Source organism: Stenotrophomonas sp. FR012 (genome assembly GCF_047520565.2).
Taxonomy (GTDB): domain Bacteria; phylum Pseudomonadota; class Gammaproteobacteria; order Xanthomonadales; family Xanthomonadaceae; genus Stenotrophomonas; species Stenotrophomonas sepilia.
Window position 1 is genome coordinate 259,763 of the sequence record NZ_JAXBQL020000002.1, and the last position, 19,838, is coordinate 279,600.

Here is a 19,838-nt window from a genome sequence, read left to right on the forward strand (position 1 = left end):
GATCGGGGGCGGCGACGCGGCAGGCATGCGCGGTGGCCTGCGGGGCTGGGCGAGCAGGCGGTGTAGCCGTCATGGCGGCGCAACACGTGCCCGCCTCTGGTTCGGGCAGACGCGCTGATCATCAGCGTGGATGGGATTTCGGCGGCTTGCCTTCACCTGCTTTGCGGCGAGCGGCGAGCGGCGCACGGAAACGTGGGCGACAGATATCCGGCGCGGATATTCACGTCATTATCATGCTTATTTTCTGGAAACTCGCTCTCCATAATCCAGGGACGCGATGGCCGGAACACAGGGAGCGCCGCGTCACAGGCAGTGCCGCCCTGTGGCGCACGACCCAGGCCTGGACGACGTCCGCGTTGCCGACCTCCAGCAGCGATGGCAGTTCCCGGCACCGCGGGAGCGGAAAGCGTGCACGGCAACAGCGGTTCGACCAGCGGGCACGGCGTGCGGCGTGGACGTCGCAGCATCCCGCGATGATGCCGGAGGGCCTGCATCGCGAGATCGCCCGTTGCAGATGCATCGGGTCGCCATTCCAAAGGGGAGTTTCGATGCACAGGCAAGTCAGTGAGATGCTGCAGCGCGCTTATCGGCCCTATCCGTCATTGCCCGACCTGCTGGGCGCGTTCGTGAAGGAGCTGTCCCGGCACAAGGTGATGCGTGGTGGTCAAGTGCGGTTGCGTGGTGCGGTGGCAGGGGCGGCAGCGGGGTTGCCGGCGGCGTCCGGGAATGCGGAAGAGGTTTGCTTGCAGCGGGTTCCCATCCGCTATGGCGGCGAGCTGTTGGGTGAACTGCACCTGGAAAGTGAGGGGGGGCGGCTGGACGGCAGTGCGCTGGCGCTGGGGGAGCAGTTTGCCCAGCGCTGCGCGCACCTGATCAAGCGCTACGAGGCAAAGGACTGGGCCGAACAGGCGCTTAGCCGGCCACTGCTGCTGGTCGGCGCTGGCGAGGCGTTGAAACAGATGGATGAATTCGTCGAGCGCGCCGCGGCCAGCCCGCTGCCGGTCCTGCTGCGCGGCGAGTTCGGTACCGAGAAGATGGAACTGGCCGCTGCCCTCCACAGTGGCGGCCCTTGCAGGCAGGGCCCGTTCGTCGAAGTGAACTGTGTCCACCCGCAGGGCGAAGCCAGCGACTGGTTCGCGCGCGCACAGGGCGGGACGCTGTACTTCCACGAAGTCGACGAACTGCCGGTGCCGCTGCAGGGCCAGCTGTCACATCGCATGCGTGGGCTGCCTGCTGCCCATGCTGAAGCGCTGGCGGCCGGCCCGATACGGGTGATCGCTTCGACCAGCGCGGACCTGGAACAACGGGTGAGAGAAAAGCAGTTCTCGCGCGCCCTGCTGGCCGGGCTGGAGTTCCTGACAGTGGATATTCCACCGCTGCGCGAACGGGTGGAGGACATCGGTGCGCTGGCGGCGCGTTCGCTTGAGCTGCATGGATTCAATCCCCACGTGCTGGGCGACGATGTGCTGGAAGCCCTGTGCGCGCATGACTGGCCCGGCAATCTATTGGAAATGGAGCGGGTGGTGGTACGGCTGGCGGTGATGACCGGTGGCCGATGCATCCGCCGCGAGGATCTTGCACGCCACGCGCCGGATCTGGCAGCAGGCCACGTCGCCAGCGGTGCCGGGTGCGCGCCGCAACGGCTGCCCACGCTTGAGGAGATCGTCGCTCCTGAGCCCGTGCAGCCGGATACGGTGCGGGCAGCGCATGAGGGCCTGCACGACGGCCTGAAACGTGCGCTGGCCTATCTGAAGGACCATGCTGCGGAGCCGCTCACCCTGGGCGACCTCGCTCGCCAGGCCCATGTGAGCCAGTCGCACCTGGGATTCCTGTTCCGCAGCGAGCTGGGCACGACGTTCAAGCTGCTGCTGCAGCAACTTCGCATCGAGCATGCCAAGCAGCTGCTGCGGGATGGGCAGCGCCTGCGCATTACCGATGTCGCGCTGCAGGTCGGCTTCGGTGACCTGAGCCACTTCGAGAAGAGCTTCCGGCGCGCGGTAGGGGTCAGCCCGCGCAGCTACCGGCGAACCCCGCACCAGTAAAAGCAACGCCCCGGCGCAGGCGCGGGCCTGCCCGGGGCGCTGGGGTGGCAGATCCAGCGTTACCGTGCGTTTGCTTCTGCAGCGCGCTGCACGGCCTGCTCGGCGGCTTCGTCGGCGCGCCGTGCCACCTCGGCGGCAGCGTCGACCGCGCGTTGCGAGACCTCCATCGCGGCGCGGATGCCGTCTTCACTGGCGGCCATCGCGGCGTCCGCCAGCTCCTGGGCGATCTGCATCGGGGATTTGCCCGCCGGATGGGCGGGAGTGGGCTTGCCGGGAAGCGGGGTCGGGAAGGTCATCGTCGGTGCTCCTGCTGGGGATGAGGGGGGAACACCGTCGCTGCGTTCCCCCAGGATGTGGCGCAATGCCGCCTGGGCATCGGCCAGGATCTTCTGCGCCTGTTGCCGGGCCGCCAGGCGTCCGGCAGCAACGGCCGCGCCGGCTGCCGACGCGAGCGCCTCCGTTGCTGCCTGCACGCCATCGCCACCTGGCGCCGGAGCCGGGTTCACACCGCGTCCGCCCGGTAATCCAGCGTCCCTTCATCGCCCAGGTAGCCGCCGGTTCGGCGGTAGTCCTGCAGGGTGATCACATTGTCCTCCACCTGCACCAGCGCCTGCGCTCTGGAGCCATCGATCGGGAACTGCACGCTGGCACCATCCTGGCCGAGGCGGCCGCGGGAAACCGGATGTTCGTTGAGGAATTCCTGCGCATCGCGCAGCTGCCACCGCACGGCCTCGCGCAGCCGGCTGTCATCCTGCAGCAGGTCGGGATCGTTGTCGAAGCAGGCTGCCATCTGCTGGGCGGCCAGCGAGATGCGGGCGTAGCCGATCTGCCGGTTCGCGGCCAGGCTTGCGTCGATCGCCTCACGCACCTGCTCTGGCGACGGCAACTGTGGCAGTTGCGGCCCGTCCAGGAAGCCGAACAGGATCGGCAGCACCTGCTGCAACGCGCGGGTGGCACGCGCCAGCCGATGCTCGCGACTGCCGCCACCTGCGCTCACCCGCTGGTAGAAACGGAAGTAGTCGGCAAACTCGATGGGCCTGCGCGCGTGCAGCAGCGCGAAGTGGGCAGCGTCGGCCAGGTCATCGCGCCCTGTGGCAGGCATGCCGACCTCACCGGCCAGTTGGTGGAGCGCCAGCGACTCACGAAAATCCAGTTGCTGCAGCAGGGGAGCAGCGGCCGCACCGATCGCCGCCAGGAACGCGCGCGAGGCCCCGAGGTCGGTGTTGGTCAGCAGCTGGTGTTTGTCCAGTACCCGCTGCGCCTCGTTGTGCGACAGGCGTGTTTCTTCGTCAAACTCCATGTTGCGCAGGGCACCGAGGTCGCTGGCGCCAAGGCTGAGCAGCTTGATCGGGCCGACCTGCAACCCGAGGCGTGGCAACCATGTCATGCGCGAACCGTGCAGACCCTGCTGCACCCCATCGAGCATCGTGCCCTCGTCGGAGAAAGCGTAACGGTGCTCATGCGATTCCATGGCCCACTTCAGCCATTGCTCGCCACCGTCGATGAACTGAAGGACATGCCTGCAGGGTTGGCTGATCTGATTGGCCTGGGGGATGGAACGACCGGCAATGAAAACGCTCATGCGTGGCTCTCCTGGTGGCCTCACTGGGCCGGAAATTCCTTTAGGACGGTCGCAGCGGCATTGCCGACGCGATTGAAGTCGTCGGTGGCCCCCTGCATCATGTTCTGCGCCTGCGTGAGCACCCTTGCATACTTTTCGTCCCCCGTCGCCAGGTACTGGGCCATGGCCACGCCGGCCGCGGTGGTCGCGATGGTTGAGACATTGCGCAGGGCGTCGGCGGCATCCTGCACGGCGATCGCCGCAGACTGGGCCACCGACTGGTAGGCCTTGCCGGCGCCACTGGTCTTCACCACGGATGCGGACATGGTGGCCGTCTGCACCTGGTTGATCACATCGATGACCTGGGCGTTGACGTTGCTCGGGTCCATACGGGCTCCTTGATGGGCGGGTGGGGCCGCAGGCGGCCTGCAGGGTGTCAGGCCCCGGCGTCAGCGTCGGCTGCCGGGGAAGAAGAAGGAGAATCTGGCGCGGGATCCTGGGCGGGACCTGCGTCCGGATCCGGACCGGACGCGGCGTCGGGCGCAGGACCGGGCGCAGGCGCTGCCGCATTGCCTGCAAGCGTTTGGAGTGCATGCAGGCTGCTGGTGGCGGCCGCAGCGTCGGCAGTGGCACCGTGGGTCTGTGCCTGCAGGACGCCGATGGCGGTCTTTCCTTCTGCGGTGGCCGCGGCGATCACGGCCGCAGGCGAAGGGGGCGCCGGCACCGGGCCGGGCAGGGGGATGACCTGCGGCGGTGGCGGCGGAGGGGGTTCCGGAGCAGGCGGTGGCACCGGCCAGGGGGCATTGATCATCTTCGCGCAGGTCGCGGTGACCGCTGCGTTGCTGACCATGCCGGCACCCTGCTGGCGTGCGACAGCGTTGTGCATGGCGGTGCCCAGCGTCTCCAGCATCACCATGTCCAGCATGCTGAAGGACTGCGCCGGCCCCTGGGCCACCAGCAGGGTCGAGGCGGCACTGACGCTGTCGACGATCTGGCTGTTGACGGTGTTCTCACTGCTCATGACGGAACGGCTCCCTTCTGGATGATCAGGGCCAGGACCTGGGCCAGGCTTGCGCCGGCGGTCACCTGGCCGCGTTGCTGGTTGGCCACCGCGTTCTGCATTGCCAGGCCGAGGCTGTCGGCCATCGCCAGGTAGGTGGCGGACATCGCGAACGAGGGGGCGAGGGCGATCGCCACACCGGATCCGGCGCTGGTGGCGGCCAGCAGGTAGCCGGTGGCGGGCGATGCGGCCATCGATCAGGGGCCCGGCGTGACGCCGCCCTGAGCGGGGGCGCGGTGGTTGGCGTCACGCCGGGCCGACACGTCAGCGCAGACCCAGGATTTCGCGGGTGGCCACGCCGTTGGAGGCGGTATCGATCGCATACAGCGTGGACACCCCCTGGGTGGTCGACGCCTGCATGGTCACGTAGGACTGCTGCTGGTTGTTGGTGGCGTTGTGCGCGGCGTTGGACAGCGCCTGGCTGGTGGCCACGAACAGGTTGCCCATTGCGATAGCCGGCGCATCACCAAGCACCTTGGTGTTGACCTGCGAGACCGAATCGGTGATCTGGCTGTTGACGGCGGTGGGAAATGCCATGGTGGAAGCTCCTAGGGTGGACAGCACTACAGGAACGGAGATTGCCGGCACTCAATGGAATCAGCCGAGAATCTTCCGGGTGGCGGCGCCGGTGGCGCCGGTATCGACGGCGTAGAGCAGCGCGACGCCCATCGTGGTCGCGGCCTGCGCCGTGACATACATCTGCTGCTGGGCGAGCGTCGCGTTGTGGGCGGCATTGGCCAGTGCCTGCGCGGTGGCCTGGTACAGCGTGCCCATTGCCGTGGCAGACGCCACGCCCAGCGTCTGCAGGTTGGCCTGGCTGACCGAGTCGGTGATCTGGTCGTTGACGGCCGTGGGAAATGCCATGGCTCAGCTCCTTGCCTGCCGGCGCATCACGCGCCGAGGATCTGCTTGGTGGCCACGCCTGTGGTGGCGGTGTCGATCGAATACAGCGTGGCCACACCCATGGTGGTGGCCGCCTGCGCCGTCACATAGGACTGCTGCTGCGCATTGGTGGCGTTGTGGGCGGCGTTGGCCAGGGCCTGTGCGGTGGCCTGGTACAGATTGCCCATGGCGACGGCGGGCGCGTCACCCAGCACTTTGGTGTTGACCTGGGTGACCGAATCGGTGATCTGGTCGTTTACAGCGGTCGGGAATGCCATGTCGATCTCCTTGAGGTTGGCGGATCAGCTACGGAACGACAGGTCAGGAACCCAGGCCGCGAACGCGGGTGCTGAGGATTTCCTTGCTCGCCACCGCTGTGGTGGCGGTATCGATCGAGTACAGGGTGGCCACGCCCATGGTGGTGGCCGACTGCGCGGTGACGTAGGACTGCTGCTGCGCGTTGGTGGCGTTGTGGGCGGCATTGGCCAGCGCCTGTGCGGTGGCCTGGTACAGATTGCCCACTGCCACGGCGGGCGCATCGCCCAGCACCTTGGTGTTGGCCTGGGTGACCGAATCAGTGATCTGGTCGTTTACCGCGGTTGGAAATGCCATGTCCTGCTCCTGCGAAAGGGTGGAAGTGCGTGGTATCCAGTGTCACGGTGCGTCGCCTGCAGCGGCCTGGGCCTCACCGTGGGGCCAGAGTAGGAAATGGCGTCGCCGCCGGATTGGCGGAATCGACGGAGAATGCGGGGGGATCACCGTGAAGGTGCGGCGTGAATGCGGCGGAACTGATGATCATCGCCGTCGTCGCCAGCGCTTGCGGGTTGCCCTGGGGCACACACAGATGCTGCGCGTGGGTAGCGCGATCCGGCGGCGACGGGCCGTGGCCACGTCGTCGCCGGGTCCGGCCGCTCAGAGCATGTAAGGGATCTTGAACGCCAGCGTGAAGTCCGGTGCATCCGGGGTCAGCCCGATGCCCAGCAGGGTCACCAGTGTGGTGTGCTGGTTGAGCGCGTAGGTCACGCCCAGATTCAGTGATGCCGCGTTGGCGTCGCTGCCGATCACTTTCATCCACTTCCCGCCTTGGAAACGGGTGGAAGCGCGGGCGCTGATGCGGTCGCTGAAGGACAGGCTGAGACTGGTGCGCTCGTTGAACGCAAAGGCCACGCCAGCGCCGAAGTAGACCGCGCCGCCGAGCTTCACGTCACCCGGGTTGACCGTGTCGGGGTTGCTGTCGATGTCGCTGAAACCACGCGGGAACGAATGCACATAGCCGACGTTGGCGAACAGGATCGCCGGATCGGCGGCCTTGACCATCGACAGGCCCACATTGGCCTGCCACACGCCATTGCCGGTGGGCTGCTCCCTGGGTACGGCGAAGCGGATGTAGTCATCGTCGTCTCGCTCGATCACCTTCCAGTCCAGACCGTAAGGTGCGCGCCCGGTAGGGGCGGTCACGCCGGCAGTGAGAACGGTCTCCGGGCGCCAGCCGCGTTCGCCGAACAAGCGGTAATTCGCACTCAGGCCGATATCGCCCAGCCCGTTGCCATTGGTTTCTTCCTGCGCGATCGCGGCCGCCGCACCGCCGGCGCCGCCCTTCTGGTAGACGGTGCGCCGCGCCAGGTAAGGCACGTCCAGGTTGAGCGTCAGGTTCGGGCTGACACCCCAACGTGCGGCCAGGTTGTAGGTGAGCGAATCGGATTCAACGTTCTCGATGGCGATGTTGCCGAGGAAGATCGCGTCCAGCGCCAGGAAACCATTGAGGGTGAGCTGCTTGCGGTCGTAGCGGGCGTAGGTGAGGCTGTTCTCGACGGTGAAGCGGCGCGAGAACAGCGCCGACTGCTGTTGTTTCACATCATCCACGCTGCGCCGCGATTCCTGCTTCGCCTGCTGTGCCTCGGCGGCGGTACTGGCGTAGCCTTCGCCACCCGACGAAGTCTGTAGAGTCGCGCCACGCTCGACTGCCGTAGCCGTAGACAGGGCCATCGGGCCAACCTTCCCACTCAGCCGCGCCTGCATGGCCTGCACCTGCATGTCCAGTTCGCGCAGCCGCCGCACTTCCTGCGCATAGTTGGATTTGAGCTGCTCCAGCTGGTTGGCCAGTGCCTGCACGTCGGCGCCATCTTCCGCCGCGGGTGGCGCGGCGAGGGCGGTGCCCGCCAGCGCCGCCAGCGCCAACGGTGTGATCCTCATCAAGGTGTGCATGTTCGTGTCCTGCGTTGTGCAACGCTTCCCCCAACGCCGTGCCGTGGTGCTACCGGCCCGGCCCCATGCCGCGGTTCATCGCAATCGCCTGGGCCACGTTCTGGCTCAACGGCAGGTTGCCGCCCGCGGTATCCCGCACCAGCTCCAGCCGCAGCTGGTTGCTGGCGATCTGGCCGTCACCATTCAGGGCGATGCCCTGGCCGACGCTGCCGTTGCGTATCCATTGCTGGACCAGGCCCTGGCCATCCACCTGCAACTGCAGGCGTGCCTGGTTGCCGTCCAGCACCGCGGAGGCCGAGACGCCTGCACCCTGCGCACTGAGCGAATGGGCACCGTCATACGAACGGGCCGGCACCGTGCCGTTGCGCACCACCAGCGTGGTCGCATTGCGGGCGACGTTGCCATCGCCGGCCACCTGCACGCTCTGCACCAGGCCGCTGGCGTTGGCCAGGCCACTGCTATCGATGTGGCGACCCTGCGTGTCAGGCAGCGGCGCATCTGCGGCGGTCACGTGCACGCTGGGCTGGAAGCTCAATTTCGGGCTGCCGCCGCCGCGGAAGTCCATGCCCAGGGTCAACGCACCCTGCAGCACGCTTCCGTTGCTGGCCTGCCACTGCGAGACCATCGTCACTCCGAACCAGGCAACGGTATTGCCACCTACGGTGTAGCGGCCGCGCATCAGGTTCAGTTCGGGATCCGGAATTTCCTTCAGGCCACGCCCGGGCGCCGCGTCCGCTGCCTGCAGGGGCAGGGCGGGGCAGGCCAGCAGCAGGGCCATCAACAGTCGGTGGCGGAACATGGCGGAGCCTCCTTCAGAACAGGTCGGCGTGGCTGAAGCCGAAATCGACCAGTTCGGCATCGGTGATCGGCCCCTGTCGCGCGTAGAGCGCGCGGGCACTGGGTCGTTCGCTGGGTTGCAGCAGGACTGTGTTGCGATCGAAATCGCTGCCGATCACCACGAATACGGCGCGCGATGGCCAGGCAGCGAGAAATTCAGGCAGCGCCAGGCTGCGGTTGCCAAGGATGGGATCGGCCACCTCGACCACGCCGTCGCGTACCTGCTTGAGCACCACGAAGTGGCGGAATCCGCGCACGTCCATCAGCACAAGACCGGGAACGCGAAGCGTGCGCAGGCGTGCCTCATCGATGCGATAGCCGCGCCCACGCATGCCCAGCGATTCCACATAGCGCTTGATGTCGAGCAGTGAAAAACCGCGCTCGGCCACCAGCGCGGGGTCGGACACCCCCATCATCCCTTCGATCACCGTCGCCTCGTCGGTGTCCAGGTGGTAGGCATGGCGCAGGATGGTCGCCAGTGCGGCCGCTCCGCAGCTGTAATCGGTGTGCTGGCGTACCACGTTGCGGTAGCGCCGTTCCTGCATGCTCTCCACCTTCTGCTGCAGCAGCGCGCCATTGGGCAGTACGCCGGCGAAGCCGACGTCGCCCGCCCGCGCAGACGCGCCGCCCAGCAACAGCAGGCAGGCCAGCAGGCGTATCGAGAGACGGTGGCCGAACATCGCATTCTCCGGCAGCAAGGGGGAGCCCCTGTCCCAAGGGGGAGGAGGAACAGGAGCTCCCGGGAACCCGGCCATTGGCGGACGGCCGGGGTGTTGCGCTTACTCGCCGCTGCCACCACCGCCGCCGGTGCTGGGCTGGGCGACTGCCAGGGCCAGGCTGTTGGCCTGCAGGTTGCCGGTGCCCGCGGCCACGTTCACGCCGATGTTGCCCGAGGCGCCGGAGAAGGCGCTGCCCGACAAGGCCGAGGTGTTGGTCGCGTTGACGTTCACCCAGCGCGTGGTGCTGACCGTGCCGCTGAGGCTGGCATACAGGTCGGCCACGCCCAGCTCGACGAACTGGCTGGTGCCACTCTCACGCGTATCGAAGCCCAGGCCACCCACCCCCGGCCGGTTGGGGTTCATCGTGGCGTTCTGGATTTCGTCGTCCAGGTCGATGTGGCCGGTGCTGCTGCCACCCGGGTGTGGCAGCTCGCCACTCCAGGTATCCAGATAGTAGTTGGCCATCTGGTAGGCGTTGCCGGTACCGCGGTAGGTGCCGGCGCCATAGGCCAGGGTCAGGCCGCTGACGCCGCCACGCATGCCGACCTGCACGGTATCGGTGTAGGACTGCACGAAGCCGGCGTTGCTGACCGTGTTGCCGGTGGAGACCTGGTTGGAGCTGATGCTCGACTGCGCCACCGCGGTGGTCGCGACCGACGCCGCCAGCGCGTTCTTCTGCTCGTTGTTGTTGCCCGACGCAATGTTGACGCCGATGTTGCCTGACGCACCGCCGAAGGCATTGCCACCGAGACCTGCGGCATTGGTCACGCCGGAGTTCATGGTCGCGTTGCCGAAGCCGGCCTGGTTGACGAACACCTCGGCGTCGGCCATGCCGAAGCTGAAGGACGCGTCGGCGGCGGACAATGACGCGGCATTGTCCTGGGCGTTGTTGTCGCCCGATACCACGTTGAAGCCGAGGTTGCCGGAGGCACCTGCGCCCACGCTGTCACCGATGGAGGCACTGTTGGTGACCAGGCTGTTGCTGGTGGCGTTGTTGCTGATCGACTGGCGGTTGTCGATCACGGCGATGGCCGCCGAGTCGAGGTCGATGTCGCCGGTGATGTTCGGGTCGCCGGAGAAATTGATGTCGGTGCTCAGTCGCAGGTCCTTCTCCAGGTTCACGTCGACGCCGTGGTTGTTCTTTTCCTTGCGTTCGTCGGCCTGGATGGTGCTGTGCTTCTGCACATTGACGTTGACGGTGCGGTTGCGCACGTCGTTGTCGGTGTGGTTGTGCGTCTCGTTGCGGGTTTCGCTGACGGTGTGGGTGTGGTTGATGTTCGCGTTGGCGTTCTGGTTGTCCCAGCCATTGGCCGCAGCGGCGGTCGAGGCAGTGGCAATCGCCATGGCGAGCATGGTCCGTTTGACGGTCGCTTTCATGGTGCCCTCTCTCTCATCAGGTGGTGCATCGGTTGGGTGGTTGTCACGGGCGGTCCTGCACGACCAGGCCCAGCACATTGGCCGTGTCATTGCCGCTGCCCGCGATCTGATTGAGTTGCAGGACCCCGTCGAATCCCCGCAGCGCGGTGCTGGTGACACCGGCGCTGCGGGTGCCCGTCGCGACGCCGCGACCGGCGTCGTCCCGCCCCCCTGCCAACGCGGAACCCTCGGCGGCCAAGGCCGTATCGTCGGTTTCGCGTATGCCCTGTCGGGCCAGCGTCGCGCTGACGACGTTGAGCGTCGTGTTGGCGATGCCGCTGGCCTGGTTGATGGATGCGATGCCGCTGGCACCGGCCAGCGCCTTGCCATCGATGACGGCAGTGGCGTGCATCGGTGCACCCAGCACGCGGTTGCCACCGCGCAGTTGTCGGTTGCCGATCGAGACGTCGGCATGTTCGCCCGTGGCGATGCCGCGCAGGTTGGCCTGCATATTGAGGTCGCCGGCCGCCTGGTTGACCGCGATGGCGCCGTTCGCGCCGGCCAGTGCACGGCCGTCGATGCGGGCAACGTCGAGGTAGGCGAGCATGCCGCTGTAGTCATCGGCCTGCGCGATCAACGGCGTGGCAGGCAGGATCAGCAGCAGCCAGTGCGCCCGCCTCACTTGCCACCTGCCGGGGCCATGCCCTGCAGCGGGAACTGGCCGAGAGCGCCGCGCACGGTCTCGCCGATGCCGCGGGTACTGTTGCCGACCGCGCCGAGCGGCCCGCTCATGGCGCCACCGAGACTGCCGCCGACCATGCCGTCACCGTGGCGGCCGAGCGTACCGCCCAATGCCTGCTGTGTCACGCGTTCGACCGTGGTGCCTGCGGGTGCGGTGGCCGTGGCTGCCTGACCCGCCCCCATGCCTGCGTAGTCCTCATCGCTCAGCTCGTCCATCCCGTTTGCCGGGGCACCCGCACCGAGGGCCGCTGCTATCTCGCGCTGGGGTTTCGGGTCGGCGATCAGCGCCATGCCAGGGGGCGCCATGCGATAGGCCGGGCGTGCGGACACATCACGCAACAGGACGATTTCGCCCGGTTGAGCCTTCACGCCCTGGCGTGCACCGGAGGCAGAGGCGCTCGCGGCAACCGACAGCAGGGCCATGGCCAGCGTTGCCAGCAGGCCGCGAATGGGGGTGATGCCGTCCATGCCGATCTCCCGTGGTGGGTGCGGCGGAACCACGCATCAACCGTGCCAACCCTGCAAGGCTTGGCTGCCATGGCGCCAGGCGCTGGCAGGCGTGGGGTGCTGCTGCCGCGCTGTTACAGCGGCGTCGGAAAAATGTTGGGATTGCGCTGTACCAAGCGCCGCAGGGCAAGGCGGGCGCCCGACTGTCACACTGGCGTTACAGGTGCCGTCGCGGACTGCAACGATGCCGCTTCAGCCGGTGCTTTCTTGACGCGGCGCTCATTGCGCCGCCGTTTAGCGCAGCGCTAGGATCCGCCCATCAAAGGCCGCTGCGGTGGCCGTAAAGGGTCCCGGCGGAGGGCGGCACGCCGGTGATTGCCTAACAGTCCGCCGACGGTGTCCGGATGCTGGGGGAAGCATGGCGGCGGTCCCGGAGGCTTCTACATCACGTTGCGTGCTCTGGTTCGGCGAGCCGCTGGCGAACGAGCGCAGCGCGCTGGCGGCCGCAGGCTGGTACGTGCGCCGCATCCATCCCGACCCGGCGATGGCGATCGGGCTGCGCGGGCGTGATCGGCTGCTCGCTGTGCTGGATCTTCGCCATCTGGATACGCCCGCGCTGCAGTTGCTGGCGCCATGGATCGAACAGCACGTGCATCTGCCCTGGCTTGCGGTGCTGCCACCCGGCGCAGGGCCCACGCCTGCAGCGTGGCTGCCCTTGCTGCAGCGTTGCATCTCGCGGTTCACGCTGCCTTTCGGCCTGCAGGACCTGGTGGCGGCGATGCGCCAGCAGTTCGACGCGGATGATCCTTCTGCCAGCGAGGTATGCGGCGGCCAGGGGCCGCGCACACTGATCGGCGAGAGTCCTGCGTTGCATGCGGTGCGCACCGTGCTGCACAAGTTCGCGCCGGTCGAACTGCCGGTGCTGGTCACCGGCGAAACCGGTACCGGCAAGGAGCTGGCGGCTCACGCGCTGCATGCGTTGTCTGGCCGTGCGGGCAAGCCGTTCATCGCGATCAACTGCGGTGCCATTCCGGCCAGCCTGGTGCAGTCGGAGCTGTTCGGCCACGAGCGTGGCTCGTTCACCGGCGCCGACAAGCGCCAGATAGGCGTATTCGAAGCCGCACACGGCGGCACCGTGTTCCTCGACGAGGTGGGCGACCTGCCGGCGGAGGCGCAGACCAGCCTGCTGCGCGTGCTGCAGGAAGGCACCTTCGAGCGCGTCGGCAGCAGCCAGCCGCTGCGGGCCGACGTGCGCGTACTCGCGGCCACCCACGTCGAACTGGAGCACGCGGTGGCGCAGGGGCGGTTCCGCAGCGATCTCTACTATCGGCTCAATGTGCTGCGCCTGCTGATGCCGCCCTTGCGCGAGCGTGGCGCCGATGTGCAGCTGCTGGCCGAGCACTTCCTGCGCTGCTTCCGTCTGCGCCACAGCGTGCGTGCACGTGGCTTTGCGCCCGCCGCGCTGCAGGCGATGCGACGCTTCGGTTGGCCCGGCAACGTGCGTGAACTGCTCAACCGGGTGCAGCGGGCGGCGATCATGGCCGAAGGCGAGCTGATCAGCGAGCGTGACCTCGAACTGGGGGGGAGCGAGCATGCGCCGCCGGGGGCGATGCTGCACGATGCCCGCGGCCAGGCCGAGCGCGATGTGCTGCTGCAGACCCTGCGCCAGACCGGCTACAACGTCTCCGAGTGCGCGCGACAGATGCAGATCTCGCGGGTGACCGTGTACCGGTTGTGCCGGAAGCATCGGCTGGAGCTGCCGGCGCAGCGTTGAGTGCGGATCATGGTTCGCCCGAACGGTAGCGGATGCGGTACAGGTCCAACCCCGCACCGTCTGCGCGCCGCGCCGAATAGGTCAAAGTGTCAGGTTGCGAGCCATCCAGCATCGCACCGTAGCTGTCGCCGGAGGCTTCGTTCACCGGGGAGGGCAATGCATGGCCCGCGTCATAACGGCCTCTACGCTCGTAGGCAATGAACTGGCGGACCGGTGCAGTGGCGAAGTCCAGGGCGCGGGCAAACACCACCGTTCGGCCGTCGCCGAGGAAAGTGGCATCGAACTCCTGCGCGGCGGTATTGATGCCACCGGCCAGCGGCCGCGCCAGCTGCGCCACGCCGCCGATCATCGTGGCGCTGTAGAGGTCATGGCCGCCGGCACCGCCCGCGCGATCGCTGGAGAACAACAGCGTACGACCGTCCGGGGAGAGCATCGGTGCGAACTCGTCGGCCGCACTGTTCACCGCGGGGCCCAGATTCTCCGGTTCGCCGAATCGACCGTCGCGTCCAATGCTGACCCGGTACAGATCGTCGCCGCCCTGGCCCCCTGCGCGGTCCGAGCAGAAATACACGACGCGCCCATCTGCGGAGAACGCGGGATCGAAGTCGCGCCCAGCCGTGTTGAACGGTACCGGCGTCGCCGGCCGCCAGCGCTGCCCATCGTGGCGGGAGACCCAGATGTCATACCCGCCCGGACCGCCGGGCCGGTTGCGGCTGAACCACAGTGCGGTTTTTCCGTCCGGGCTCAAGGTCAGTCGAATCTCGTCGTACTGCGTGGATGCAACGCCCGGGGCAAAGCGTTCGGCGGGGCCGATGATCTGCAGCGGCCTTGATTGAGACGCGGCAGGCGACGCAGCAACCAGCAGCACCACGGCCAACAGCGGCTTCATGCCTGTCGCTCGAAGTCGCTGACCCAGTTGGTTTCCCAGCTGCGTCCCCCATCGGTCGAAGCCGCCTGTTCCCAGCGCGCCGAGCGCGGGGTAATGCGTGACCAGATCACCCGCGTCTGGATCGCCCGTCCGTCGTGCTGGTCATCGCCGAAGAAGCGCCCGACGCCGGCCTCGAAACCACCGCGCAGCGGCGCGCCGATCCGGGTCGGCTCCCGGCCATCCAGCCACCAGCTCAGCCAGTGCCGCTCAGCCGCACTCCAGGCGCGGATACCCATGCCGCGCAGTGGTGCTCCCGGCACGTCCATCAGGTTGTCGCCCACGTTGCCGAATCCTCCCAGTACCGGCCAGTTGTGCAGGGTGCCGTTGAACGCGTCCCACGCATCACTGCCTGCCAGCCGAGCGCGCAGGCGACGATGGCGCACGTTCCAATGGCCCACCAGGAAATCGAAATCGCGCGGTGCATCCGGCGGCTTCGGAAGCGGAGAGGGGGCTGCCGCAGTGCGGCGGAACCAGTTGCGCCAGTTCACTTCCCAGTGCGCGCCGGCATCGTCGGAGAACGCCTGCTCCCACCACGGCTCCTCGCCATGGATGTCATGCCAGCGGAACCAGACGTCGATGGGGCGGCCCTTGAAGTGATCACGACCACGGAAGCTGCCGCCATCGCCTTCGAAGACACCGCGCACGGGCGCTTCGATATAGGCAGGGTTGCGTCCATCGATCCACCAGATCGACCACGTGGAAGACACCGGATCAAACGCACGCACGCCCAGGCCCCTGTAGGGACCCGAAGGCAGCGCCATGACGTTGTCATCGATGGTGCCGAGTCCGCCCAGGGTGAGCCAGACCGCGCTGGCGCCGCTGAAGGCTTCCCAGCGGGTATCGCCCCGCAGGCGCTCCTTCAGCCGTTGGTGCCGGACCCGCCAGTTGCCCTGTAACCATTTCCAGTCTTCGCTGTGGCTGGCCAGGGGCCGCCCCGAGGGCAGGGCGCTTGAGGCTGCCGCCGCGGCCAAGGTGGCCAGGAACTGCCGTCGATCCATGTGCGTGACCCCTTGGCGGACGTGCCTCCATCGTTGCGGGTGCGAGGGGGATTGACCACGCAGATATCGGGGCTCAGGCTAAGCCACACTTATGGTGACCCAACGCCAGCTTCCATCGCTTGTCGCCATCCGCGCCTTCGAAGCGGCGGCGCGGCTGGGCAGTTTCGCCCGTGCCGCCGAGGAGCTCGACACCAGTGCGGCATCGGTGAGTTACCACGTGCGCCGGCTGGAGGCCCAGACCGGTACCTGCCTGTTCCTGCGCCATGCACAGCATGTGGAACTGACGGCAGCGGGTGCCAGCGTCGCGCAGGAGGCCACCCGGGCCTTCGACGCGCTTCGTGCCAGTTTCATGCGTGCCGCTGACATGGATGCGGCGCGACTGCGCCTGTCCGTATTGCCCACGCTGGGCACCAGCTGGTTGACACCGCGGCTGGGCAGTTTCCGCAGCCGCCATCGGAGCATCGTGCTGGAACTGGACCTGTCGGCAGAGCCGCAGGACCTGGCCGCCGGGCATTTTGATGCTGCCATCCGCAATGGGCATGGCGAGTGGCCCGGGCTGCAGGCCACGCCCCTGTTCCCCAGCATTTTCACCCCGTTGTGCGCGCCAGCGCTGCTGCTGGCGGCAGACGGGCTCGGGCGCCGGGCCTTGGAGGTTCCGCTGCTCGGCAGGCCCGACTGGTGGGCACTGTGGTTTTCCGCACATGGCGCGGTTCCGCCGCCGGCCGAGGAGAGCCTGGTCAGCCCCTTTGCGGTAGAGCATCTGGACGTCGGCGCGGCCATTGCCGGGCAGGGCATCGCCATTGCTTCGCCAATCCTGTTCCAGGCCGAACTGGACAGCGGGCGCCTGGTGCAGGCACATCCCGGTGTGGCCAGCGACGGGCGTGGTTTCTGGTTCGTGGCACCGACGGCGCGCAGCCGGAGCGCCAAGGTCATTGCATTCGGTGACTGGCTGGGCGAGCAGGCCGCGCAGGCCAGGCATGCGGCGCGACATCATCTGGGGCGCACGGTGGCGGCATGAACCAGAGCCCTGAACTGCTGCGACGCCTGCTGCGTGCCAAGGACCGGATGGACCATGCCAGCCACGAGGACTGGCCGGTGGCCCGCCTGGCCGAAGTGAGTGCCGTATCGCCCGCGCATTTCGCGCGTTCGTTCAAGCAGGCCTTCGGGCTGCCGCCGCACCGCTACCTGCTGAGCCGCCGCATCGAACGGGCCGTGGCGATGTTGCGTGACACCGATCTGCCGGTCACCGAGATCGCCGCGCAGACCGGCTGGAGCAGCCTGGGCACCTTCGGCCGCATCTTCCGTGACATCACCGGCGACAGCCCCGGCAACGTGCGCGAGCGCGAGCGCGCTGGCCAGGTGACCCCGGCCAGCGTGCCGGAATGCCATGCGCGTGCCGCGCAGCGACCGGACCTGAACATCGCAGTTTTGGAGAAGCGCCGTCGCCAGGCGGTTGCTAACGTGGACCCCACCTGAGGGAGGTCCCATGAGAAACACTGTGAACACGGTCGGCCTGTATGTGCGCGACCAGGATGAGGCACTCGCGTTCTACGTCGGCATGCTCGGTTTCGAAGTGCACACCGATGTGCGCAATGGCAGCTACCGTTGGCTGACGGTACGCAGCCCCGGCCAGGACGGATTCCAGCTGGGGCTGTTCGTTCCGGGCCCGCCCACCCACGATGCGGCCACCGCGCAGGCGCTGCAGCAGCTGGTGGCCAAGGGCGCCATGCCGCCGCTGGTACTGGCCGTGGACGATTGCCAGGCGTGCTATACGCGATGGCGGGCGCAGGGCGTGGAGTTCACCCAGGAGCCGGTCGAACGCTATGGCGCCATCGATGCCGGATTCCGTGACCCGTCCGGCAATGGCTGGAAGATGATCGAAGCCCGCTCTGAAGCGAGGCGCCGTCAATGAGCCGGGGGGGCTGGGCGCGGCCCGTGCATCGCTGGACCTCGATCGTCTTCACCCTGGCGGTGATCGCCAATTTCGCCGTCCGCGGGCTGGGACAGGGCGAGCCGGCAGCGTGGATCACCTATTCGCCGCTGCCGCCATTGTTCCTGCAGCTGTTCACTGGCCTGTACCTGTTCGTGCTGCATTACGCCGGGAAGCGCCGCACTGGACGCCGCGGGCTGAGGCCGACTCAGGCGGCAGCGTCGGCGGCGTAGGCCGCCAGCAATGCCGGCAGCTGGTCCATGCGCTGGAAGATCACCTTCGCACCCGCAGCGCGCAGGGCCTCCGGCGTGCTGTGGTGCGGGCCGCCCTCGCTGAACCCAAAAACGGTCGCACCCGCCGCGACGCCGGCGGTCGCGCCGGTCACGGTGTCTTCGATCACCGCACAGCGGGCCGGGTCCACACCCAGCGAAGCGGCAGCGGCCAGGTACACGTCCGGGTGGGGTTTGGTCTGCGGCATGTCCTGGCCGCTGAAGACGTGGTCACCGAAGGCATCGAGGATGCCGACCTTGCTCAACTGCAGCTTCACCTTGAACAGGTCGGCACCGGACGCGCAGGCAATGCGGCCACCGGTTGCTATGGCGATCGCACGCACGGCCTCGGGCGCCCCCTGGATCGCCTCAAGGTCCTGCTCCAGCGCACGATTGCGCTGCTGGCGGAATTCCTCCAGCCACTGCTCGGTGAACGGCTTGCCGGTGCGCTCTGCGATCAGCCCGGCCAGATGGGCCACGGATTGGCCCAGGAAGACCTCGCCCGCCTGCGCAGGCGTCAGCGGCCAGCCGCGTGCGGTCAGCATTTCCGAGAGCACGCGGGCCACCAGCGGCTCGGAGTCGACCAGTACGCCGTCGCAGTCGAACAGCACGGCATCGAAGGGGAAACGGGACATCTACTACTCCGGGAACAGCCAAAAGGGCGAAGCGCCCGCCATTTTCCCATAGCGGGACGGGCAGGGCACGCCGGCCACAGGAACGCTAGACTGCCGGGCCACCCCACCCAGCGCCTGCACGGGAATACCCCTTGAACCAAGTGCGATCCCAGGCCCGGCACCATCACCTCATCAGTGCCGGCATCGCCGGCGCGGTGGCGCTGGCCGGCAGCTGCCTGCTCCCCGTCCTGGTGTTGCTGCTGCCTGCGGGATTCTCGCCAGGCGAGTTCATCATGCCCGTCGCCGACGGGGCCGCGCAGTTGCGGAGTGCGGGGCTGATCCTGCTGGTGTCCTGCGCACTGGCCACGTTTGCCGGCCTATGGGCCAGCGAGCTGTCACCGCGACCCGCATCGATGGTGCGCACGATGGTGGTGTCGCTGGTCCTGCTTGCTACGTCCCTGCTGATCAGCCTGGCCAGCATGGCCTACCTGCTGCGAATGCTGTCCGGTGGGGTACCGGCGATAGGGCGCGGGCTTGCCTTTGCCGTGCTCATCGGCGCCCTACTGCAGTTCCTGTCTGCCAGAGTGCTGGCGTCACGATGGTTGCGTGTACAGGCATCGTGACGTTGCTCTGCCCGCCGATCAGCCCAGGTCACACCCTGCAGGCTGTGGCCAGGTGCTGGCCGGCAGCATGTTCTTCAGCGAGGTCGGTGCGTTGATCGCCACATAGCTGGCGCCCAGCAGCTCCTCCAGATCGGCAATCGTCACCAGATAGTTGTCCAGGCTGCCCAGGTTGGCCTCGTTGGGAATGATCCAGCTGATCGCCTTGGCGGTTCCGGTGTTCGGGTCACGGGTGATGATCGTCTTCCAGAAGAACTCCGGGGTCGGGATGCCATGGCTGGCCAGGAAGTAATCGTTGGCAGCGTCGCCGTAGACCACACCACCGTAGACGTCCACCGGTGCGATGTCGCGGTAGCACTCGGCCACGTTTTCGGCCTTCACCCAGATGCCCTGGTTGAAGCTGGACACCTGCGGCACGATGTTGGTCATGTAGTTGGCGCGACGGATGTAGGTCGCGTCGTAGTCCATGTGGTTGGACGTGACCAGATGGCCACGGTCATAGCCGGATCTGATGCTGGCGTAGGACGCGGTGCTGGTCTGGCCCAGGCAGCCGGCCGGCAGGTCCGGGTCCTTGTAGAAGCTGGACGGCCGTGCGGCCGAACCGGTATCGGCGGTAAGCGTGTACTCGTAGCGGGTGGCGCTGTGGATGCTGCAGTCGTAGGTCAGCACGAAGCCGCCCTTGTTGAGGGTGACCACCTGGGCCTGTGCAGCACCGGCAAAAGCACTGAGTACGATGGCAAAGACAAAGCCTGCAAGGCGCATTTCGATTCTCCAGCAGAAGATTCAGGGCGCAGCCGCCCGTCACGACCTGGCCGGGGCGAGGACATGCGGAGATGCTGCGGAGACGGATGCTGC

Annotated in this window: 26 protein-coding genes; 7 read left to right on the forward strand and 19 right to left on the reverse strand. The window is 67.5% G+C overall.

Features of this window, described 5'->3' with window-relative positions; translation table 11 throughout:
• The first annotated feature begins 548 nt into the window (after nucleotides 1-548).
• Nucleotides 549-2,042 (forward strand): AraC family transcriptional regulator, encoded by a 1,494-nt coding sequence (locus tag ACM0O9_RS05270; protein WP_065196335.1) that lies wholly within the window; start codon nucleotides 549-551, stop codon nucleotides 2,040-2,042.
• A 59-nt stretch (nucleotides 2,043-2,101) separates the two neighbouring features.
• On the opposite strand, the gene ACM0O9_RS05275 is transcribed toward ACM0O9_RS05270, so the two are convergent.
• From ACM0O9_RS05275 to ACM0O9_RS05345, 15 genes are all read right to left on the reverse strand, one after another.
• Nucleotides 2,102-2,515: a hypothetical protein gene (locus ACM0O9_RS05275; RefSeq protein ID WP_414603760.1), complete on the reverse strand. Its 414-nt coding sequence runs from the start codon at nucleotides 2,513-2,515 to the stop codon at nucleotides 2,102-2,104.
• A gap of 29 nt (nucleotides 2,516-2,544) precedes the next feature.
• Nucleotides 2,545-3,624: a hypothetical protein gene (locus ACM0O9_RS05280; RefSeq protein ID WP_111128125.1), complete on the reverse strand. Its 1,080-nt coding sequence runs from the start codon at nucleotides 3,622-3,624 to the stop codon at nucleotides 2,545-2,547.
• A 20-nt stretch (nucleotides 3,625-3,644) separates the two neighbouring features.
• A complete protein-coding gene (locus tag ACM0O9_RS05285) occupies nucleotides 3,645-3,992 on the reverse strand; it encodes a hypothetical protein (RefSeq protein ID WP_005416654.1) in 348 nt (115 codons plus the stop codon).
• Nucleotides 3,993-4,039: 47 nt separating this feature from the next.
• Nucleotides 4,040-4,624, reverse strand: a complete 585-nt coding sequence (locus ACM0O9_RS05290; protein WP_111128124.1) for a RebB family R body protein — start codon at nucleotides 4,622-4,624, stop codon at nucleotides 4,040-4,042.
• Nucleotides 4,621-4,857, reverse strand: a complete 237-nt coding sequence (locus ACM0O9_RS05295; RefSeq protein ID WP_005416652.1) for a RebB family R body protein — start codon at nucleotides 4,855-4,857, stop codon at nucleotides 4,621-4,623. Before ACM0O9_RS05295 ends, ACM0O9_RS05290 begins: the two co-directional genes overlap by 4 nt.
• A 70-nt stretch (nucleotides 4,858-4,927) precedes the next feature.
• The gene (locus tag ACM0O9_RS05300) at nucleotides 4,928-5,200 is read right to left on the reverse strand and encodes a RebB family R body protein (RefSeq protein WP_005416651.1); all 273 of its coding nucleotides are present in this window, start codon (nucleotides 5,198-5,200) and stop codon (nucleotides 4,928-4,930) included.
• A 60-nt stretch (nucleotides 5,201-5,260) separates the two neighbouring features.
• Nucleotides 5,261-5,527: a RebB family R body protein gene (locus ACM0O9_RS05305; RefSeq protein WP_329888859.1), complete on the reverse strand. Its 267-nt coding sequence runs from the start codon at nucleotides 5,525-5,527 to the stop codon at nucleotides 5,261-5,263.
• A 26-nt stretch (nucleotides 5,528-5,553) separates the two neighbouring features.
• Entirely contained in the window at nucleotides 5,554-5,823 is a 270-nt protein-coding gene (locus ACM0O9_RS05310; RefSeq protein ID WP_262219992.1) for a RebB family R body protein, read from the reverse strand.
• A gap of 43 nt (nucleotides 5,824-5,866) precedes the next feature.
• Nucleotides 5,867-6,157: a RebB family R body protein gene (locus ACM0O9_RS05315; protein WP_005416648.1), complete on the reverse strand. Its 291-nt coding sequence runs from the start codon at nucleotides 6,155-6,157 to the stop codon at nucleotides 5,867-5,869.
• Between the two features lie 300 nt (nucleotides 6,158-6,457).
• Entirely contained in the window at nucleotides 6,458-7,750 is a 1,293-nt protein-coding gene (locus ACM0O9_RS05320; protein WP_414603759.1) for a transporter, read from the reverse strand.
• Nucleotides 7,751-7,799: 49 nt separating this feature from the next.
• Entirely contained in the window at nucleotides 7,800-8,549 is a 750-nt protein-coding gene (locus tag ACM0O9_RS05325) for a hypothetical protein (protein WP_065186438.1), read from the reverse strand.
• 13 nt (nucleotides 8,550-8,562) lie between these two features.
• Nucleotides 8,563-9,267, reverse strand: a complete 705-nt coding sequence (locus ACM0O9_RS05330; protein ID WP_005416645.1) for a C39 family peptidase — start codon at nucleotides 9,265-9,267, stop codon at nucleotides 8,563-8,565.
• A 99-nt stretch (nucleotides 9,268-9,366) separates the two neighbouring features.
• On the reverse strand, nucleotides 9,367-10,683 hold the full coding sequence (locus ACM0O9_RS05335) for a FapB/FapC family functional amyloid domain-containing protein (protein ID WP_088497575.1): 1,317 nt from the start codon (nucleotides 10,681-10,683) through the stop codon (nucleotides 9,367-9,369).
• A 43-nt stretch (nucleotides 10,684-10,726) separates the two neighbouring features.
• A complete protein-coding gene (locus ACM0O9_RS05340; RefSeq protein ID WP_005416643.1) occupies nucleotides 10,727-11,344 on the reverse strand; it encodes a FapB/FapC family functional amyloid domain-containing protein in 618 nt (205 codons plus the stop codon).
• Nucleotides 11,341-11,871 carry a FapA family amyloid fibril periplasmic chaperone gene (locus tag ACM0O9_RS05345; protein WP_414603758.1) on the reverse strand — a complete coding sequence of 177 codons (531 nt, stop codon included), beginning with the start codon at nucleotides 11,869-11,871 and terminating at the stop codon, nucleotides 11,341-11,343. Before ACM0O9_RS05345 ends, ACM0O9_RS05340 begins: the two co-directional genes overlap by 4 nt.
• Nucleotides 11,872-12,268: 397 nt before the next feature.
• Here ACM0O9_RS05345 and ACM0O9_RS05350 point away from each other — a divergent pair, with 397 nt between their 5' ends.
• Nucleotides 12,269-13,624: a sigma-54 interaction domain-containing protein gene (locus ACM0O9_RS05350; protein ID WP_414603757.1), complete on the forward strand. Its 1,356-nt coding sequence runs from the start codon at nucleotides 12,269-12,271 to the stop codon at nucleotides 13,622-13,624.
• A gap of 7 nt (nucleotides 13,625-13,631) precedes the next feature.
• Here the strand turns inward: ACM0O9_RS05350 and ACM0O9_RS05355 are convergent, their stop codons facing one another.
• A complete protein-coding gene (locus ACM0O9_RS05355) occupies nucleotides 13,632-14,513 on the reverse strand; it encodes a TolB family protein (RefSeq protein WP_414603756.1) in 882 nt (293 codons plus the stop codon).
• A complete protein-coding gene (locus ACM0O9_RS05360) occupies nucleotides 14,510-15,550 on the reverse strand; it encodes a hypothetical protein (RefSeq protein WP_414603755.1) in 1,041 nt (346 codons plus the stop codon). Before ACM0O9_RS05360 ends, ACM0O9_RS05355 begins: the two co-directional genes overlap by 4 nt.
• 91 nt (nucleotides 15,551-15,641) lie before the next feature.
• On the opposite strand from ACM0O9_RS05360, the gene ACM0O9_RS05365 reads away from it, so the two are divergent.
• From ACM0O9_RS05365 to ACM0O9_RS05380, 4 genes are read left to right on the forward strand one after another with little or no spacing between them, the layout of a single operon-like run.
• Entirely contained in the window at nucleotides 15,642-16,568 is a 927-nt protein-coding gene (locus ACM0O9_RS05365; RefSeq protein ID WP_414603754.1) for a LysR substrate-binding domain-containing protein, read from the forward strand.
• On the forward strand, nucleotides 16,565-17,026 hold the full coding sequence (locus ACM0O9_RS05370; protein ID WP_414603753.1) for a helix-turn-helix domain-containing protein: 462 nt from the start codon (nucleotides 16,565-16,567) through the stop codon (nucleotides 17,024-17,026). Before ACM0O9_RS05365 ends, ACM0O9_RS05370 begins: the two co-directional genes overlap by 4 nt.
• Nucleotides 17,027-17,036: 10 nt before the next feature.
• Nucleotides 17,037-17,462, forward strand: coding sequence for a VOC family protein (locus tag ACM0O9_RS05375; protein WP_414603752.1), 426 nt, complete (start codon nucleotides 17,037-17,039; stop codon nucleotides 17,460-17,462).
• Entirely contained in the window at nucleotides 17,459-17,713 is a 255-nt protein-coding gene (locus tag ACM0O9_RS05380; RefSeq protein WP_414603751.1) for a hypothetical protein, read from the forward strand. Before ACM0O9_RS05375 ends, ACM0O9_RS05380 begins: the two co-directional genes overlap by 4 nt.
• Here ACM0O9_RS05380 and ACM0O9_RS05385 read toward each other — a convergent pair.
• Entirely contained in the window at nucleotides 17,689-18,384 is a 696-nt protein-coding gene (locus ACM0O9_RS05385; protein ID WP_111176402.1) for an HAD family hydrolase, read from the reverse strand. The two genes, ACM0O9_RS05380 and ACM0O9_RS05385, sit on opposite strands and share 25 nt — an antisense overlap.
• Nucleotides 18,385-18,515: 131 nt before the next feature.
• Between ACM0O9_RS05385 and ACM0O9_RS05390 the strand changes: the two genes are divergently transcribed.
• The gene (locus ACM0O9_RS05390; RefSeq protein WP_414603750.1) at nucleotides 18,516-18,986 is read left to right on the forward strand and encodes a hypothetical protein; all 471 of its coding nucleotides are present in this window, start codon (nucleotides 18,516-18,518) and stop codon (nucleotides 18,984-18,986) included.
• An 18-nt stretch (nucleotides 18,987-19,004) separates the two neighbouring features.
• On the opposite strand, the gene ACM0O9_RS05395 is transcribed toward ACM0O9_RS05390, so the two are convergent.
• Nucleotides 19,005-19,745: a DNA/RNA non-specific endonuclease gene (locus tag ACM0O9_RS05395; protein WP_414603749.1), complete on the reverse strand. Its 741-nt coding sequence runs from the start codon at nucleotides 19,743-19,745 to the stop codon at nucleotides 19,005-19,007.
• Nucleotides 19,746-19,838 lie beyond the last annotated feature (93 nt).

Excerpts from the sequence above, each read along its gene's own strand:
- ACM0O9_RS05270 (WP_065196335.1), top strand. The coding sequence starts at position 549 with ATGCACAGGCAAGTCAGTGAGATGCTGCAGCGCGCTTATCGGCCCTAT.
- ACM0O9_RS05280 (WP_111128125.1), bottom strand. The coding sequence starts at position 3,624 with ATGAGCGTTTTCATTGCCGGTCGTTCCATCCCCCAGGCCAATCAGATC.
- ACM0O9_RS05285 (WP_005416654.1), bottom strand. The coding sequence starts at position 3,992 with ATGGACCCGAGCAACGTCAACGCCCAGGTCATCGATGTGATCAACCAG.
- ACM0O9_RS05290 (WP_111128124.1), bottom strand. The coding sequence starts at position 4,624 with ATGAGCAGTGAGAACACCGTCAACAGCCAGATCGTCGACAGCGTCAGT.
- ACM0O9_RS05295 (WP_005416652.1), bottom strand. The coding sequence starts at position 4,857 with ATGGCCGCATCGCCCGCCACCGGCTACCTGCTGGCCGCCACCAGCGCC.
- ACM0O9_RS05300 (WP_005416651.1), bottom strand. The coding sequence starts at position 5,200 with ATGGCATTTCCCACCGCCGTCAACAGCCAGATCACCGATTCGGTCTCG.
- ACM0O9_RS05305 (WP_329888859.1), bottom strand. The coding sequence starts at position 5,527 with ATGGCATTTCCCACGGCCGTCAACGACCAGATCACCGACTCGGTCAGC.
- ACM0O9_RS05310 (WP_262219992.1), bottom strand. The coding sequence starts at position 5,823 with ATGGCATTCCCGACCGCTGTAAACGACCAGATCACCGATTCGGTCACC.
- ACM0O9_RS05315 (WP_005416648.1), bottom strand. The coding sequence starts at position 6,157 with ATGGCATTTCCAACCGCGGTAAACGACCAGATCACTGATTCGGTCACC.
- ACM0O9_RS05320 (WP_414603759.1), bottom strand. The coding sequence starts at position 7,750 with ATGCACACCTTGATGAGGATCACACCGTTGGCGCTGGCGGCGCTGGCG.
- ACM0O9_RS05325 (WP_065186438.1), bottom strand. The coding sequence starts at position 8,549 with ATGTTCCGCCACCGACTGTTGATGGCCCTGCTGCTGGCCTGCCCCGCC.
- ACM0O9_RS05330 (WP_005416645.1), bottom strand. The coding sequence starts at position 9,267 with ATGTTCGGCCACCGTCTCTCGATACGCCTGCTGGCCTGCCTGCTGTTG.
- ACM0O9_RS05335 (WP_088497575.1), bottom strand. The coding sequence starts at position 10,683 with ATGAAAGCGACCGTCAAACGGACCATGCTCGCCATGGCGATTGCCACT.
- ACM0O9_RS05345 (WP_414603758.1), bottom strand. The coding sequence starts at position 11,871 with ATGGACGGCATCACCCCCATTCGCGGCCTGCTGGCAACGCTGGCCATG.
- ACM0O9_RS05350 (WP_414603757.1), top strand. The coding sequence starts at position 12,269 with ATGGCGGCGGTCCCGGAGGCTTCTACATCACGTTGCGTGCTCTGGTTC.
- ACM0O9_RS05355 (WP_414603756.1), bottom strand. The coding sequence starts at position 14,513 with ATGAAGCCGCTGTTGGCCGTGGTGCTGCTGGTTGCTGCGTCGCCTGCC.
- ACM0O9_RS05360 (WP_414603755.1), bottom strand. The coding sequence starts at position 15,550 with ATGGATCGACGGCAGTTCCTGGCCACCTTGGCCGCGGCGGCAGCCTCA.
- ACM0O9_RS05365 (WP_414603754.1), top strand. The coding sequence starts at position 15,642 with ATGGTGACCCAACGCCAGCTTCCATCGCTTGTCGCCATCCGCGCCTTC.
- ACM0O9_RS05370 (WP_414603753.1), top strand. The coding sequence starts at position 16,565 with ATGAACCAGAGCCCTGAACTGCTGCGACGCCTGCTGCGTGCCAAGGAC.
- ACM0O9_RS05375 (WP_414603752.1), top strand. The coding sequence starts at position 17,037 with ATGAGAAACACTGTGAACACGGTCGGCCTGTATGTGCGCGACCAGGAT.
- ACM0O9_RS05380 (WP_414603751.1), top strand. The coding sequence starts at position 17,459 with ATGAGCCGGGGGGGCTGGGCGCGGCCCGTGCATCGCTGGACCTCGATC.
- ACM0O9_RS05385 (WP_111176402.1), bottom strand. The coding sequence starts at position 18,384 with ATGTCCCGTTTCCCCTTCGATGCCGTGCTGTTCGACTGCGACGGCGTA.
- ACM0O9_RS05395 (WP_414603749.1), bottom strand. The coding sequence starts at position 19,745 with ATGCGCCTTGCAGGCTTTGTCTTTGCCATCGTACTCAGTGCTTTTGCC.